Annotated in this window: 17 protein-coding genes; 7 read left to right on the top strand and 10 right to left on the bottom strand. The window is 54.9% G+C overall.

Going from position 1 to position 16,008, the window contains the following annotated elements; genetic code table 11:
* Nucleotides 1-7 precede the first annotated feature (7 nt).
* From PGR23_RS17215 to PGR23_RS17205, 3 genes are all read right to left on the bottom strand, one after another.
* Nucleotides 8-1,153: an amidase gene (locus PGR23_RS17215; protein WP_047044176.1), complete on the bottom strand. Its 1,146-nt coding sequence runs from the start codon at nucleotides 1,151-1,153 to the stop codon at nucleotides 8-10.
* Nucleotides 1,154-1,499: 346 nt separating this feature from the next.
* Complete coding sequence (locus PGR23_RS17210) at nucleotides 1,500-1,976, bottom strand: MarR family winged helix-turn-helix transcriptional regulator (RefSeq protein ID WP_045373865.1); 477 nt, start codon at nucleotides 1,974-1,976, stop codon at nucleotides 1,500-1,502.
* Between the two features lie 152 nt (nucleotides 1,977-2,128).
* Complete coding sequence (locus tag PGR23_RS17205; protein ID WP_047044177.1) at nucleotides 2,129-2,638, bottom strand: MarR family winged helix-turn-helix transcriptional regulator; 510 nt, start codon at nucleotides 2,636-2,638, stop codon at nucleotides 2,129-2,131.
* A gap of 80 nt (nucleotides 2,639-2,718) precedes the next feature.
* On the opposite strand from PGR23_RS17205, the gene PGR23_RS17200 reads away from it, so the two are divergent.
* Nucleotides 2,719-3,585, top strand: coding sequence for an EamA family transporter (locus tag PGR23_RS17200; RefSeq protein ID WP_047044178.1), 867 nt, complete (start codon nucleotides 2,719-2,721; stop codon nucleotides 3,583-3,585).
* Nucleotides 3,586-3,697: 112 nt separating this feature from the next.
* Here the strand turns inward: PGR23_RS17200 and PGR23_RS17195 are convergent, their stop codons facing one another.
* Entirely contained in the window at nucleotides 3,698-3,910 is a 213-nt protein-coding gene (locus PGR23_RS17195; RefSeq protein WP_015369896.1) for a YdgH/BhsA/McbA-like domain containing protein, read from the bottom strand.
* 369 nt (nucleotides 3,911-4,279) lie between these two features.
* Here PGR23_RS17195 and PGR23_RS17190 point away from each other — a divergent pair, with 369 nt between their 5' ends.
* Both PGR23_RS17190 and PGR23_RS17185 read left to right on the top strand, forming a co-directional pair.
* Nucleotides 4,280-4,597, top strand: a complete 318-nt coding sequence (locus PGR23_RS17190; protein ID WP_032709056.1) for an antibiotic biosynthesis monooxygenase family protein — start codon at nucleotides 4,280-4,282, stop codon at nucleotides 4,595-4,597.
* 21 nt (nucleotides 4,598-4,618) lie between these two features.
* The gene (locus PGR23_RS17185; protein WP_047044179.1) at nucleotides 4,619-5,320 is read left to right on the top strand and encodes an ArsR/SmtB family transcription factor; all 702 of its coding nucleotides are present in this window, start codon (nucleotides 4,619-4,621) and stop codon (nucleotides 5,318-5,320) included.
* Nucleotides 5,321-5,341: 21 nt separating this feature from the next.
* Here PGR23_RS17185 and PGR23_RS17180 read toward each other — a convergent pair whose 3' ends face one another.
* The 5 genes from PGR23_RS17180 to PGR23_RS17160 form a co-directional block, all read right to left on the bottom strand.
* Complete coding sequence (locus PGR23_RS17180) at nucleotides 5,342-5,926, bottom strand: helix-turn-helix transcriptional regulator (protein WP_045396712.1); 585 nt, start codon at nucleotides 5,924-5,926, stop codon at nucleotides 5,342-5,344.
* A 5-nt stretch (nucleotides 5,927-5,931) separates the two neighbouring features.
* Nucleotides 5,932-6,636 (bottom strand): flagellar brake protein, encoded by a 705-nt coding sequence (locus PGR23_RS17175; RefSeq protein WP_045396640.1) that lies wholly within the window; start codon nucleotides 6,634-6,636, stop codon nucleotides 5,932-5,934.
* Between the two features lie 400 nt (nucleotides 6,637-7,036).
* Nucleotides 7,037-7,903 (bottom strand): aldo/keto reductase family oxidoreductase, encoded by an 867-nt coding sequence (locus PGR23_RS17170; RefSeq protein WP_047078956.1) that lies wholly within the window; start codon nucleotides 7,901-7,903, stop codon nucleotides 7,037-7,039.
* Between the two features lie 115 nt (nucleotides 7,904-8,018).
* Nucleotides 8,019-9,248 (bottom strand): amino acid permease, encoded by a 1,230-nt coding sequence (locus PGR23_RS17165; RefSeq protein WP_015369902.1) that lies wholly within the window; start codon nucleotides 9,246-9,248, stop codon nucleotides 8,019-8,021.
* Between the two features lie 139 nt (nucleotides 9,249-9,387).
* Complete coding sequence (locus PGR23_RS17160; protein ID WP_348875085.1) at nucleotides 9,388-9,849, bottom strand: multidrug/biocide efflux PACE transporter; 462 nt, start codon at nucleotides 9,847-9,849, stop codon at nucleotides 9,388-9,390.
* Nucleotides 9,850-9,951: 102 nt separating this feature from the next.
* Here PGR23_RS17160 and PGR23_RS17155 point away from each other — a divergent pair, with 102 nt between their 5' ends.
* The 4 genes from PGR23_RS17155 (at nucleotide 9,952) to araE (ending at nucleotide 14,959) form a co-directional block, all read left to right on the top strand.
* A complete protein-coding gene (locus PGR23_RS17155) occupies nucleotides 9,952-10,827 on the top strand; it encodes a LysR family transcriptional regulator (RefSeq protein WP_045396649.1) in 876 nt (291 codons plus the stop codon).
* A 111-nt stretch (nucleotides 10,828-10,938) separates the two neighbouring features.
* A complete protein-coding gene (locus PGR23_RS17150) occupies nucleotides 10,939-12,117 on the top strand; it encodes an acetyl-CoA C-acetyltransferase (RefSeq protein ID WP_045396653.1) in 1,179 nt (392 codons plus the stop codon).
* Nucleotides 12,118-12,483: 366 nt separating this feature from the next.
* Nucleotides 12,484-13,245 (top strand): 2-dehydro-3-deoxy-D-gluconate 5-dehydrogenase KduD, encoded by a 762-nt coding sequence (kduD, locus tag PGR23_RS17145; RefSeq protein WP_047044182.1) that lies wholly within the window; start codon nucleotides 12,484-12,486, stop codon nucleotides 13,243-13,245.
* 295 nt (nucleotides 13,246-13,540) lie between these two features.
* The gene (gene araE, locus PGR23_RS17140; RefSeq protein WP_015369908.1) at nucleotides 13,541-14,959 is read left to right on the top strand and encodes an arabinose-proton symporter AraE; all 1,419 of its coding nucleotides are present in this window, start codon (nucleotides 13,541-13,543) and stop codon (nucleotides 14,957-14,959) included.
* Here araE and PGR23_RS17135 read toward each other — a convergent pair whose 3' ends face one another.
* Nucleotides 14,960-15,955 (bottom strand): LacI family DNA-binding transcriptional regulator, encoded by a 996-nt coding sequence (locus tag PGR23_RS17135; protein ID WP_289575816.1) that lies wholly within the window; start codon nucleotides 15,953-15,955, stop codon nucleotides 14,960-14,962.
* Nucleotides 15,956-16,008 lie beyond the last annotated feature (53 nt).

Genomic DNA, 16,008 nt, shown 5'->3' with positions numbered 1-16,008 from the left:
GGTTTTATTATTTTAATTTTTCCAGCAAATACTCAGCGTAATTAAGTAAATCAAACTCTTTATTTTTATTGGCGACTAATTGCAGAGCCACCGGGCGATGATTAATTTCGCCAAGCGGCAGGCTCAGGGCCGGATGGCCGCTTAAATTAAATGGGCGCACCAGACGAGTCAGGTTGACTACCTTGAGCGGATCCGCCGCTTCTTCCAGCGTTGGCGGACATTCCGGCAGGGTCGGCAGCAGAATCAGCGGTGTTTTCGCCAACTGGGCGTCCACCGCGGCGCTAAATTGTTGACGCACGCTTTCCGCAGCCTGCCGCTGCTGAGGGCCAATTTCCGCGCCGGCGCGGATCCGCTGGGCGACGTCCGGCGCCAGATTCGGCGCGCTGATGATGCTGTGAAACGCCAGCCAGTTTTCCTGGCTTATCACCGTAAGCCCGGCCTGATGCGCTTCGTTGAATCCCGGCAGTTCAGCGCGAGTCCATGCCAGGCCCGCTTGCTGCAGACGTGAGACGATCAGTTGCTCAATTTCCGGCGTTGCCGTGCCCGCCAGATAGCTTATCGCGGGTGCTTCCCGGCGCGCAGGAGGAGCCGGTTCCCTCAGCGCTTTTGCCAGCGCCTGACGCAATGTGGCGATATCGCGGGCGAACAGGCCGACGCAGTCTAGTGAACTTTCCGTCGGCATGACGCCTGCGCGGCTCAGACGGCCAAAGCTCGGCTTCAGGCCAGCCACGCCGCAGCAGGCCGCGGGCATCCGCACCGAGCCGCCGGTATCGGTGCCGACGGCGAAGTCGACTTCACCGGCCGCGACCACGGCGGCAGAGCCGCTGGACGAACCGCCGGGGATTAACTGCGGATAATGCGGATTGCGTGGCGTACCGCTATGCGGGTTGATGCCGGTGACGCCAAAGGCCAGCTCGTGCAGGGTGGTTTTTCCGCGCAGCTGACAGCCGTTATCCAGCAGCGCCTCGACTACGGCGGCATGGCGGACGGCGGGCGGCGCATCCTGCAATACCGGGCTGCCGGCGCGGGTCGGAAAACCGGCAATATCGAGACTGTCTTTAACTGCGAACGTCAGCTCGCCGTCGCCAAGGGTAAAGCGCGAGATAAACCCGGATTGTGCGTTTTCTGTCTCTGTACGATGTTCAGTAACCATGTTTCACATCTCCGTGAGGGTGATAATTACCGCGCGAAATGACTAAAAAACGACCCGCTGGCGTTTGAGGTAATCTTGTCAGTAAAACTTGAAATTTCAAGTAAATTGTTGCCCGTTTTTTACATCGTAATTGAGGATAAGATGATGCTATGAAGGAGGGGATGTTTTTTAACTGATTGATTTAAATCATTAAAATGTGATGTATAAATTTTAATCTCTTGAAGGGTGTCACAAAAATAAATGAAAAATATAAGTTAAAAAAATGATAAAAAAGTGTGCGAAAAACGCAGGGAGGGCAAAACAAAAGCAATAACCATTTATGGAAAATGGTTATTGGTGCAGGGGATTAGTCATCGAGGTTGTGCAGAATGAGCGCCAGCACCTGGTTCATCTTTTTTTCTTGCGCCGGGGTGATGCCCTTGAAGGCTTTAGTAAACACGGTTTCCGCTAACGCCCGGGCTTCGGCTACCTTGGCTTCACCGGCGGCGGTGAGTTCCGCTTCGGTGACCCGGCCATCGCTGACGCTAACGTGGGTCGTCAGCAGGCCGTCATCGCGCAGGCGGCCAACAATTTTGGTCACCGTCGGCATCTTGCTAACGGCATATTCGGTGATCCGCGAAATACTGGCGCGGTGGTATTGGTGCACCAGCATCAGTACGCGGAAACGGGAAAGGTCGATGTCGATTTTTTTGAGCTCGATTTCCATTAATTGGGTATAACGGGCGTAAACGTTAACCACCCAAAAAAAGGGGAACTCTTCTTTATGAAAGCGGCTTTCGTGGCTCTCTGGCGGGGTCGAAGAGTGAGTCTTATCCACAAGCATCTCCTTGCCTGACGACGATAGAATGTGCAGATGGTATGCGTATTTGCCGGTTATTGCAAAACGCAATACGCCAGCAACATAGCTTTGCGATTCAGTAGCGACGACTCTCAGTGAGTCGCAGGTAAGTCATCGTAATAAGACCTAATCGTCGGCTAGTGCTCATCCTCAAGCAGGCGCATAAACACCCGCAGCGCTTCGTCTAACTGCTGAAGTTGGGTCTCTGAAAGCCCTGCCAGCAGTTGTCGCTCATTCGCCACGTGGGTGGCAACCGCCTCATCGATCAGCGCTCGTCCCGCTGGCGTCAACGCCACCAGCATGCTGCGGGCATCCTGAGGATTCGCTAAACGAGCGATCAACCCCCGTTTTTCCAGCGCCTTAAGGCGATGGGTCATCGTGCCGGAAGTAATCATCAGCGTCGAAAAGAGCTGGGTCGGCGACAGCACGAATGGCTCGCCGGCGCGGCGCAGCGTCGCCAGCATGTCGAACTCCCAACGTACCAGCCCATGTTTAACAAACGCCGCCTCCACCTGCGGCTCCAGCAGCATGGCGCAGCGCTTGAGGCGGCCAATTGGCCCCATTGGGCTGCAATCCAGATCCGGGCGCTCGCGCTGCCATTGGGCGAGAATGCGGTCAACGGCATCCGTTGGCGGTAATTTGTCCATGCGTGCTCACTTATCTTGATATCAAGATATTTATCGATACATACTTGCTACACAATTTAACTTGATATGAAGATAAAATCATGGCCTTTTTTACTCGTCATCTGGCGGTCGATTTGCTGCTGACCGCACTGGCTCCCGCTATCTGGGGGACCACCTATATCGTTACTTCGCAGTTCCTACCGCCGGACCGTCCTTTTATCGCCGCGCTGCTGCGGGTGTTGCCCGCCGGGATTGCGTTGTTACTGTGGAGCCGTCAGTTTCCGCAGCGCGGTGAGTGGTGGAAGCTGGTCATTACCGGAATATTAAATATCGGCGCCTTTCAGGCGCTGCTGTTTATCGCCGCTTACCGGCTGCCCGGCGGGCTGGCGGCGGTGATCGGCGCGATTCAGCCGCTGCTGGTGATGCTGCTTGCCTGGTGCGTGGATCGTCAGCGTTCGCCGTGGCTGGCGGTGGTATCCGCCTGCGCCGGGATCATCGGTATGGCGATGTTGCTGCTTTCTCCGCTCACGGTGCTGGATTCGTTAGGTATTGGCGCCGCTTTTCTTGGCGCCGTCAGTATGGCGCTGGGCACCTGGCTGTCGCGGCGCTGGGCGTTATCGCTGCCGGTCGTGGCGATGACCGGCTGGCAATTGTTGATTGGCGGGATCGTGTTACTGCCCATCGCGCTGCTGGTGGATCCGCCGTTGTACAACATCACTCTATTACAGGCGGCAGGTTATGTCTGGCTGTGTGTGGCCGGGGCGATGCTGGCCTATGGTTTATGGTTTCGCGGTATCAGCAGATTGTCGCCGGTGGCGGTATCGGCAATGAGCCTGCTTAGCCCGGTGACGGCGGTGCTGTTGGGGTGGATATTTCTCGGGCAGAAAATTGAGGGGATGGCGCTGGCAGGGCTGATTGTGGTGCTGGCGAGTGTGCTCTCTATTCAGCGCGCGCTGGCGAAACGTTGACGTAAAAAAGCCCCATAAAGGGGCTCGACATTGCCGTGTTTTGTTACGTGGCGGGAGCCAGACTAGCCGTCCTGAGACGACCTGTCCGGCAGCTCCCTCTGCGACCATTCGGTTATTTAGACAGTTCCGCCGTCATGTGTACCTGATTACCGGTATAGGCTTCGGTAATGTGGTAAGAGGCGCCCTGATCTTTAGCGATAGCAGCGATTTTTGCTTCTGCGTTGTCCAGGGTATCAGAGGTCACGCTCACCGGGTGAGCCGCGAAGCTTGCGAAAGAAACCAGAGACAGCATACCAGCAGCAGCAAGTAATTTTACGTTTTTCATGGTGTTTATCCTTTTAACTTTTATGGTGGAAAGCGTTGTGCTTTCGATGGGTTTATAATAAGTCTGCTAACTATAACGTACGTTGCAAAAAGTGCGATTTAGATCACATTTTTATGACGGCTGGATGACCAATGATTGACGTTTTATTAAAAATATAATTAAAAACAATTAGTTATAATTAATTGCTGATACTAATGGTTTCCTTCGCTTCGCGTTTTATCCTCGCCAAATTTGGGTTTGATATTGATTGCGTGAATGGTTTGGTCGTTTTCTGGCCTGTCACGCCGGCGATACTTCGCCCGCTGGCGAAGCATTGATTGCGAACGACGCGCTACAGTGCGGCTTTATTCGTTACTGGAGGAAAAAACCATGATTGCGGTACTCTTTGAAGCACAGGTCACGCCAGCGCAGCAGGAACGATATCTCGCGCTGGCGGCGCAATTGAAACCGCTGCTGGAGACCATCGACGGCTTTATCGCCATCGAGCGTTTTCAAAGCCTCAGTGCGCCGGGAAAGATATTGTCGCTGTCGTGGTGGCGGGACGAACAGGCGGTGACGGCCTGGAAGCGCAATATTTGTCATCAGGCGGCGCAGCGGGAAGGGCGGGAGTCTATCTTTGCTGATTATCAGATTCGCGTGGCGCAGGTACTGCGTGAATACCAGATGCAGAGTTCACGTTCTGCGTAACCAATATTAAGCGGAGGCACTATGTTGCACCCTGCGGTTGTCATTGATGATGACGAAGCGCTGGCCGTCGCGATGGCGGCGGTTGCCTCGGCGATGGCTGATCCTTCACGAGTGAAAATACTCTGCGCGCTAATGGATGGCCGGGCATGGACGGCGACTGAGCTCTCCGTCGCGGCGGATATTTCGCCGTCGACTGCCAGCGCGCATCTTAGCCGGTTAGTCAGCAGTCGCTTACTGATCTGCCTGGCGCAAGGGCGGCATCGCTACTATCGCCTGGCGGGCGGCGATGTCGCCGGATTGCTGGAAAATATGATGACCATGGCCGGAAAAAGCGCTGTGCCGTTGACTACGCGTACGCCGGGAACGCTGCGTATGGCGCGTACCTGCTACGATCATCTGGCGGGCGAGGTAGCCGTCGCCATCTATGATTTTCTGCAACAGCAAGCCTGGCTTACGGCAAATGGCGCAGCGCTTACTGCGGCGGGGAAGGCGAATTTCGCCCGCTTAGGCATAGCGTGTGATAACGGATCCCGCCGCAAAGCCTGCTGCGCCTGCCTCGACTGGAGCGAGCGCCGTTTTCATCTGGGTGGTGCCGCGGGCGCTGCCTTGTTGCAGTGGGGCGTGCAAAAAGGTTGGTTCACGCTGGTGCCCGGCTACCGCGAAGTGACAATTAGCGAACCCGGTAAGCGAGCGCTGCGTCAACATTTTGCTCTGGCGTTGTAGGCCCGGCGACGGTATGCCCGTTCAGCAGTGATTCATATTGACGATTTGCTTATGCATCACCTGCGAGCTATTCATTCCCAACTTTTTCATGATGTGAATGCGATGGCTGTGCACCGTCTTATGGTCGATATTGAGCAGCGAGGCAATTCGCTTATTGTTATTGCAGGCGATAATAAGTTCCAGTACCTGCAGCTCTCTGGCCGTCAGCTTTCGCTGCGTGCGCAAATACCGGGACTGCGGGTTTTCATCCTGCGTTCTGGTAATTGCCGAAAATGCGTCTAAGGAAGATTTTTCCGTCAGGATTAACAGGTTTTCCAGATCTATTAATTCCCGGCACAGATTGGCGATATCGCTTTTTACCATCAATACCAACAATGTACAGCGCGAGAAATGAAAGCGCAGTTTGTTGAGTAATACGACCGTATCGGCAGCGGATATATCCTTGTGGATCATATTGAGGATCACCGTCTCAGCCAGGGGCGCGACGCCCCCTTGTACGATGTCCTGATAACTGGCCTGGGTGATATCCTGGTGAATATCGCTCAGATAATCGTGAATAGATTGGCCAATGATATTGTCGTCGGTGTACAGCAAGATATTGTTCAAGGGCATTAAACTCTCTTCTTCCGCTTGGCTTCCAGAATCAAATCGATCAGCGTTTTTTCTATTTTCTTCCTGTCGTCGCTGCGGCGGAACTTAAACTGACAGGAAATCTGATAGTAGTTTTCCTGATTCTTCTCTTCGCTATCCAGCGTGACCATCGCCACGTTCTTGATAACCAGATCAACGGTGATTTCGCCATATTCCGCCAGAGACAGAATGGCGTTTTTCAACGTTGAGTTGTTGGCCAGGAATTTCAGGTTTGGACTTTGCGCAATCAGCGCGCAGCCGCCATCAGAAATATCTTTGATATCAAAAGCATAGTTTTCGCCATTTTTATGGCGGCCATGACAAAAGAAATCATTCTCATCGCGCAAACGAAATCTGGGATCTCGTCGTCTTTGTACAACCTGGATGCATTCTGGTAACGCAAATGCCACCTTATTGCTATTCTCCGCGCCGCCAGCGGAATTCTTCTGCCGCTGGGAGGTGAACTCGATCTTTCCTGAATCGCTATGCAGAATAAATTTGAATTTATTCCCCGCCGGGATTTTGCTCTCGCTGCGGATATGGAATTCAGCAAAATCGACACGCGCAATCTGAGTACTGATGCTTTTGTTATTAAAGAAAATTTCTATCTCTGTTTGCTTTCTCTGTTCCTCTCTGAAAATAGCAATGATTTCATACTTACTGGTTTTTATCGTTCCCTCTATCATGGGTAATCCTTGTTGAATCGTTACTGTGCATAGTTAATTTTTTTTACAGCAATAGCGACATACTGATTATGTTAACCAGATGTTTTTGTGAACGTTCGATGATATTGACTATCTTTGTGGCCAAATTGATTTGTATAAACGTCGAAGCCGATATTGTTTTTTCCTGTAATCAAGAGTGTTAACAAAAACCATAGAACAATACAAACGACAACAGCCTCCCAATTAGGAGGCCTAAGAAATAACGTAACTCAATGCAATTTATAAGGTTATTGCCCGGATAAGGAATCAGCAAAACCCGATTTGTAGGATATATAGTGCCAGCAGAGATGGCCTAATTCCAGCTTAATATTAAGGGGATAACCCTTTACGACAAACGCCGTAAAGGGGGGAGTTGACGCCATCAGCCGGTGATGTTATCCAGCGTCGCCAGCGCCTCGACGGGCAGAGAAAGCGTCGCGGCGGCGAGATTTTCCCGTAAATGCGCCACCGATGAGGTGCCCGGAATCAGCAAAATATTCGGCGAGCGCTGTAGTAGCCACGCCAGCGCCACCTGCATCGGCGTGGCGTTGAGCCCGGCGGCAACCTCGTTAAGTTCCCGCGCCTGTAGCGGCGTAAAACCACCCAGCGGGAAGAACGGCACGTAGGCGATGTTTTGCTGCGCCAGCGCGTCGATTAACGCGTCGTCACCGCGGTTAGCGATGTTGTATTGGTTTTGCACGCAGACGATGGGGGTCAGCTTCTGCGCATCGGCGACCTGTCTGGCGGTGACGTTACTCAGACCGATGTGGCGAATCAGACCGCGGGCTTTTAGTTCCAGTAAGGTCGTTAGCGGTTCTTCCAGCGAGCCTTCCACCGGGCCGTGGGTGCCGAGCATACTGCGCAAATTCACTACCTCCAGCCTTTCCAGGCCGAGGTTACGCAGGTTATCTTCGACGGCCTGGGTGAGTTCCGCCGGCGACATCGCCGGTAGCCAGTTGCCTTTCTCATCGCGGCGGGCGCTGACTTTGGTAACGATACACAGATCATCGCCATAGGGATGCAGCGCCTGACGAATCAGCTGATTGGTGATGTGCGGACCGTAGAAATCGGAGGTATCGATATGATTCACCCCGGCGGCGACGGCTTCTTGCAGAACGCGAATGGCGGCGTCAGGATCTTTTGGCGGGCCAAATACGCCGGGGCCGGCGAGCTGCATGGCGCCGTATCCAAGCCGGTAAACCTGACGGTCGCCTAAGGTCGCGACCCCGGATAATGTTACGTTGGACATAATGACTCCCTCCGATGATAGGCAAGGAGTAAGTGTAATCCCGTCAGGGAGAGGTAATGGGCGAGAATGTTGGCAGAACGTGCGGCGACGCTGAGGGCGTCGCCGCAGGAGAGATTTAACTGAAGAACATCACCGAGACGCAGAGCAGGCCGACGATCAAGGTAATGAGATTACCCAGTGAACGATAGGGCTTGAGCGCCGGGATAATGTAGGTCGATAGCGTCGGCATGATGAACAGAATCATGGCGATAAGCGGGCCGCTGATGGCGTAAATCATCGAGATGGCGTTCGGATTGATAAAGCAGACGATGAAAGTCAGCGCCGAGACCAGCATAATCGACATGGCGCGGTTAAAGGCGCGGCTCTTGCGAATACCGAGCTGGCCGAGAGACGTTTTAACGATCTCGCTGGCGCCTTCGATCACCCCAAAATAGGTGCCGAGGAACGATTTCGACATCGCGACCACCGCGACGATAATGCCGGTCACCGCCAGCCAGCCCGGCGCGCCCGGCGCCATGGAGAGCGCAGAGAGAATCGTCACCCCTTCATTACGCGCGGCTTCGATGTACGGCAGCGGAATGGACAGCAGGCAACTGAAAACAAAAAACAGCACGCTGGCGCAGATGATGGTGTAGGCCACCTTCATGATTTTTTTGCATTTACCCATGGCCAGCTCACCATATTTCTCCTGCTGATCGATAGCGAAGGTCGAAATAATCGGCGTATGGCTAAAAGCGAAAACCATCACGGGAATTGAGATCCAGATTTGGTGCCAGGTCTTTGCGTTCAGCTGCATCTGGCTGGTGAGATGTTCCGGTTGCCAACTGCCAATCAGGTAGATGGAGAGGAACAGGAAACAGCCAATCAGCGGGAAGACGAGGAATCCCATCACTTTGATGGTCATATGGCGCCCCATCAGGAAGATCAGATTCAGTACCAGCACCACGGCAAGGCTCAGCAGGGCGCGTACCCCAGGGGTCATCGCCACGTGTCTCGCCAGTTGTTCCGCCAGCGAATTAGTGATCGCCACGGCGTAGATCAGGATCACCACGAAGAAGGCGAGAAAGTACAGGCTGGTGATCAGATTGCCGACTTTTTTGCCGTAGTAATGATTGACCGCTCCGGTGATCCCTTCACCGGCAGCTACTTTGGCCGACAGAATGAATTGACACAGTGCTTTGTGCGGCCAGTAGGTTAACGGCCAGGCAACCAGAGCGGTGAGGAACAGCACGATGGCGCCGGCCGAACCGAGTTGAATCGGCAGGAATAGGGTGCCGGCGCCTACGGCAGTGCCATATAGAGCAAAACTCCATAGAGTTTCTTCTTTAGACCAAATTTTAGACATTATGCGAATTTATCAACCGTATAACCCAAAAAAAGGAGTGCAATTTACCACATTTATGAATCGTTTGCGGTGATAGTTTTCGGTGATAAATAAACCCGCGGATCGCCAAAGGGTTAGACGATCCGCGCGATCGAGAACGTTAATTATTCGGCAGACTCTGCGGCTGGCGATACTTCAGGACGCGCACGCGCAGCGTATCCCACGCCCAGTTAAAGAACATGGTGTAGGGCAGGAAGAACAGCATAAAGCCGATTTCCAGCATAAATGCCTGCACCAGCGACACGCCGAGTATCAGCGCGACGACGGTAACGCCGATGATGATAAAGCCGCACTCAAAGCCGATGGCGTGCAGCGCGCGCACCCGCAGCGTACGCGCCAGGCGTGAAACCGGCCACAGACGGTCGAAGGCGGCGTTATAGATCAGGTTCCAGACCATCGCCATGGTGGCGAGCAAAATGGCCAAGCCGCCCATTTCGACCACCGATCGCTGCATTAACCAGGCCGCGGTCGGGGCCAGAATTAACGTGGCGAGGCCTTCAAAGCTCACCGCGTGGAGTACGCGTTCCAGTAGCGTCTTATGTTGCAGGTTATTGGTTTTCATTTTGGGATACCTCTTGTTAGTTCTGTCATCCAGATTTACCCGGCATTTTATGGAAAAATGTGATAAACAAAAGATAGATTCCATCGATAAAGTAGATAGGTTATGCACTATTCTCCCGAAGCTCTCACCGCCTTTGTAGAAGCCGCCGCCAGCGGTTCGTTCTCCGCCGCCGCCCGGCGGATGCGTAAAAGCCAATCCACCGTCAGTACCGCGATTTCGAATCTTGAAACCGACCTGGGGTTAACTCTGTTCGATCGTTCCACTCGCCAGCCGACGCTAACCGCGCAGGGCGAGCAGGTGCTGGGCTATGTGAAAGCAATACTGGCCGCCAGTTCGCGGCTGGATGAGCTCGCCAGTTCGTTATCGGGTAATACCGAACCGCGGTTGACCTTCGTCTTGTCGGATACCCTGCACCCGGATGTACTGGAGGATTTGCTGGAACAGTTCGATCGGCGTTTTCCGCATACCGAGTTTGAATGCCTGATTGGCGAAGACGAAGATGTGGTGGATCTACTGCAAAAGGAGCGTGCGCAGGTGGGGCTTATCGAAGCCAGGGACAGTTATCCGATGGAGATCGGCAGCATGCGCTTACCGTTGCAAACGGCGATGGGGATTTATGTTGCGCCGGGGCATCCGCTGGCCGGTCAGGGGCGGGTTTTCTGGGATGATCTGCACGGCTGGCGTGAACTGCGGCTTAGCACTTATCTTGAGAGCGCGCCGGATCCCTCGCGCGGCCAGGTATGGTCGGCGCCCAACTATTTGCTGCTGCTGAGTATGGCGGTGCAGGGCTTTGGCTGGTGTATTTTGCCCTGCGCGCTGGTGGAAGAGTTCGCCGGTAGCGGCAAGCTTAAAGCGTTGAATATCGCCGGCTGGCCGCGGTCGATCTCGGTGGATCTGTTATGGAACAAGCGTACGCCGCTGGGGGAAGCGGGCAGCTGGCTGCGCCAACATCTTGAAGGGCAAGGCCGCGAGTCGTGACGGCGAACTTTGTGAACCGCCTCACTTTTTTTAAACAATTGCGAAATTTTTTGATAACAATTCTCTACTATAACGGCATCTATTGATGGTTCTTTGCGCAGAAGGTAAAGGATGAAAGATGTCGTGATCGTCGGCGCGTTGCGTACGCCCATCGGCTGTTTTCAGGGAACGCTGGCGCGTCACTCGGCGGTGGAATTGGGCAGCGTGGTGGTGAAGGCGTTAGTCGAGCGGAGCGGAATCGATCCGCAGTGCATTGATGAAGTGATCCTCGGTCAGGTGCTGACCGCGGGTACCGGGCAGAATCCGGCGCGCCAGTCGGCGATCCGCGGCGGGCTGCCGAATACCGTCTCGGCGATCACCATCAACGACGTTTGCGGTTCCGGGCTGAAAGCGCTGCACCTGGCGACCCAGGCCATCCAGTGCGGCGAAGCGGATGTAGTGATCGCCGGCGGCCAGGAAAACATGAGCCGTGCGCCGCATGTGCTTACCGACAGCCGAACCGGCGCGCAGCTGGGCAATAGCCAGCTTATCGACAGCCTGGTGCATGATGGTCTGTGGGACGCTTTCAATGATTACCATATGGGCGTAACGGCGGAAAATCTGGCGCGGGAGTATGGGATCAGCCGCGAACTACAGGACGCCTGGGCGCTTAGCTCGCAGCAAAAAGCGCGGCGGGCAATAGACTCCGGGCGGTTCCGCGATGAGATCGTGCCGGTCGCCACCGAGCATAACGGCAGTAAACGGCTGGTGGATACCGACGAGCAGCCGCGGATGGACGCCAGCGCTGAGGGATTAGCCAGCCTGATGCCCACCTTCGACCAGTTAGGGTCGGTGACCGCGGGTAATGCATCGAGTATTAACGATGGCGCGGCGGCGGTGATGATGATGAGCGAGTCAAAGGCCCAGGAGCTGGGGCTGCCGATTCTGGCGCGCATTCGCGCCTTCGCCAGCGTCGGCGTCGATCCGGCGCTAATGGGTATCGCGCCGGTACATGCCACCCGGCGCTGCCTTGAGCGCGCGGGCTGGCGGCTGGATGAGGTTGACTTAATCGAAGCCAATGAAGCTTTTGCCGCCCAGGCGATTTCCGTTGGCAGAGTGCTGGAATGGGATGAACGCCGGGTTAACGTCAACGGTGGGGCTATCGCCCTGGGCCATCCGATTGGCGCGTCCGGCTGCCGGATTCTGGTGTCGCTGGTACATGAAATGATTAAGCGCGATGCGCGTAAAGGGCTCGCGACGTTGTGTATCGGCGGCGGTCAGGGCGTTGCGCTGGCGGTGGAGCGCGCATAATAGGGTTTCGCGCCGTCTCCGGTGCGAGGCCCATCATCCCCGTCGATCTTCCATTCTTCATTTTTTTACCTGATTTTCTTTCTTCGCGGTTATTTTTTAAAGATAACCTAACTCACTGTATTTATAGCTTTTGTATAGGTCACCAGCTTCTGGCTATGTGATCCGTTTTGCGTTTTTATCATTTTTAATCACAAAAAATGAAACGTTGTTTTAATTGTCGTTGAAAATGATTTTTCAGCGGTCTACTATGTGACCATTAGCAAAACGGAACTCTGTTTTATTTTTATGATGGGGACGCCCCAGGAGTTCTTCTTAGCCTCAGAACCTTGCCTGTGGTGAGCAGGCCGTGAAAGAAAGGAACCAGATATGATTCTTGATGCATTCTCTCTTCAGGGGAAAGTCGCGGTAGTGACCGGCTGCGACACCGGTTTAGGCCAGGGCATGGCGGTTGGGCTGGCGGAAGCGGGCTGCGATATCGTCGGTATTAACATCGTTGAACCGACGGAAACCATTGAGCGCGTTAGCGCGCTGGGGCGTCGTTTTTTGAGCCTCACCGCCGACCTGCGACAGATTGATGGTATTCCGCAGTTGCTTGAGCGTGCGGTGGCGGAATTTGGCCACATCGATATTCTGGTCAATAACGCGGGGCTTATCCGCCGTCAGGATGCTATCGAATTCAGCGAGAAAGACTGGGATGACGTCATGAATCTGAACATCAAAAGCGTCTTTTTCATGTCCCAGGCCGCGGCGAAGCACTTCATCGCCCAGGGTAACGGCGGCAAGATCATCAATATCGCCTCCATGCTGTCGTTCCAGGGCGGGATCCGCGTGCCGTCCTATACCGCCTCGAAAAGCGGCGTTATGGGCGTGACGCGCCTGCTGGCCAACGAATGGGCGAAGCATAATATCAATGTTAACGCCATTGCCCCCGGCTACATGGCAACCAACAATACCCAGCAGCTGCGCGCCGATGAACAGCGCAGCGCGGAAATTCTCGACCGTATCCCGGCCGGCCGCTGGGGCTTGCCGAGCGATTTAATGGGGCCGGTGGTGTTTCTCGCCTCCCGCGCATCCGATTACATTAACGGCTATACCGTGGCGGTAGATGGCGGTTGGCTGGCGCGCTAACAGACATAAGTCGAACAACCCGCCGACCGGCGGGTTGTTTTCCGAACAATAATCGTCCATATCATGAGGTTTAAATAATCCATACTCGTTAGTAATGGAAAATAAAATACTCGCCATACATCAGGGTTGTTTTGACGATCGGACAGCATTTTTTGCATAAGATAAAGTTTAATGTCCATCACAAAAACAATGCTACCAGCCGTTTTATCCATATCTTCGCCATCTCCCGCCTGACACCTTAGCCCTGCGATCCCGTACTTTCACTGCACGCATACTCTGTTGAGGCAGGAAAAAAATGACTTCATTGACCACCGATCCGGGTTTACTCCCCAATGCGCAGCGCAACACCCGGCGCATGAACCAGTTTGTCTCCATTGCCGCCGCGGTGGCGGGTTTGTTATTCGGCCTTGATATTGGCGTGATTGCCGGGGCGCTCCCCTTCATTACCGATCATTTCGTGTTATCCAGCCGTCTGCAGGAGTGGGTAGTCAGCAGTATGATGCTGGGCGCGGCGATTGGCGCGCTGTTCAACGGCTGGCTCTCTTTCCGTCTTGGCCGTAAATACAGCCTGATGGTCGGCGCGGTGCTATTTGTGGCGGGCTCTATCGGTTCGGCATTCGCCACCAGCGTCGAGATGCTGCTGGCGGCGCGCATTGTCCTTGGCGTCGCCGTCGGTATCGCCTCCTATACCGCGCCGCTCTATCTTTCAGAAATGGCGAGTGAAAACGTTCGCGGCAAGATGATCAGCATGTATCAGTTGATGGTCACGCTTGGCATCGTGCTGGCGTTCTTATCCGATACCGCTTTCAGCTACAGCGGCAACTGGCGGGCGATGCTTGGCGTGCTGGCGCTGCCGGCGGTATTGCTGATTATCCTGGTGGTGTTCCTGCCTAACAGCCCGCGCTGGCTGGCGGAAAAAGGCCGCCATATCGAGGCCGAAGAAGTGCTGCGCATGCTGCGCGATACCTCGGAAAAAGCCCGCGATGAGCTGAATGAAATCCGCGAAAGCCTGAAGTTGAAGCAGGGCGGTTGGGCGCTATTCAAAGTGAACCGCAACGTGCGTCGGGCGGTATTCCTCGGCATGTTATTGCAGGCGATGCAGCAGTTTACCGGCATGAATATCATCATGTATTACGCGCCGCGGATCTTCAAAATGGCCGGTTTTACCACCACCGAACAGCAGATGATCGCCACGCTGGTGGTCGGCCTGACCTTTATGTTCGCGACCTTTATCGCGGTGTTTACCGTCGACAAGGCCGGACGTAAACCGGCGTTGAAAATCGGCTTTAGCGTGATGGCGTTGGGCACCCTGGTGCTGGGCTACTGCCTGATGCAGTTTGATAACGGTACCGCCGGTAGCGGCCTCTCCTGGCTGTCGGTGGGGATGACCATGATGTGCATAGCCGGGTACGCGATGAGTGCCGCGCCGGTGGTGTGGATCCTCTGCTCCGAGATCCAGCCGCTGAAATGCCGCGACTTCGGTATCACCTGTTCGACCACCACCAACTGGGTATCGAACATGATTATTGGCGCGACCTTCCTGACGCTGCTGGACGCGATTGGCGCGGCAGGCACGTTCTGGCTCTATACCGCGCTGAACGTGGCCTTTATCGGCGTGACCTTCTGGCTGATCCCGGAAACCAAAAACGTGACGCTGGAGCACATCGAACGCAAGCTGATGTCCGGCGAAAAGCTGCGTAACATCGGCAACTGATCACATTGATTCGCGCGGCAGCCACGGGCTGGGAACCTTAACGGTATCCCGATGGCTGTCGCCGTTAATGATATGCAGGGCGCTCAGGCGGCCAATTTCATAATGCGGTAACTGCACCGTCGACAGCGGCGGCAGGAACAGATCGCCAATCCCCACCATGTTGTCATAACCCACTACCGCCACATCTTCAGGAATTCGCAGGCCCTGCGCCAGCAGCGTCTGGTAGACCATAAAAGCGATGCGATCGTTGCCGCACACCACGGAATCAAACCGCGGTTTACCTTGCTCAATATGGGCAAGCAGCTGGCCGGGAATATCGCGATAGTGTTCGTCACCGTAGGTCATATAGCCGTGATCGAGCGTATCCGGATCAACCTGCGCCTCACGGCAGGCGCGTTCCAGCCCCTGTCGGCGGCGTATCGTCGCCAGATGCCTTGCCGGAAGATGCAAACAGAGCGGGCGGCGATAGCCGGCGGCCAGTAGCGCTTTCACCGCGTCGTACTGGCCCTGCTCATCATCCGGAATATAGCTGGCGACGTTCTCGTTCAGGCTTTCGCAGTTGGCCAGCACGCAGGGCAGCGTCAACAATTTGGCCGGCAGCGGGACCTGGCGCAGCCCCATGGTGGTGTAGATAATGCCGTCCGGGCGATGGGAAAGCAGCAGGTCGAGTATGGCATCAGGGTTGTCGTCCGAGAACATGTTGACCACAAAGCTGTTCCAGCCGTGGGCCCGCGCCGTCTCTTCGATAGAGAGCGTTATCTCTACCGAGAATGGGGTGGTCACCGTGTCCAGCGCCAGCACGCCGATGGTGCTTGGGGTTGCCCGGGCGCCGCGAATTTTCTTTGCCGACAGATCGGGCACGTAATTGGTCTGTTCAATCGCCGCCTGTACGCGGGCGAGCGTATCCGCCTTCAGGCGCTCCGGGCTGTTCAGCGCGCGGGATACCGTCATCAGTGAGACATTGGCTAGCTTCGCTACATCTTTCAGGGATGCCATGGTGATTACTCCGGTATACAACTAAGTCGCTGATGTAAAAGGATCATACGATA

Origin of the sequence: Klebsiella sp. 141162 (assembly GCF_050600755.1) — a bacterium.
Taxonomy (GTDB): Bacteria; Pseudomonadota; Gammaproteobacteria; order Enterobacterales; family Enterobacteriaceae; genus Klebsiella; species Klebsiella aerogenes.
This window is presented reverse-complemented; position numbering and strand designations above follow the sequence as displayed.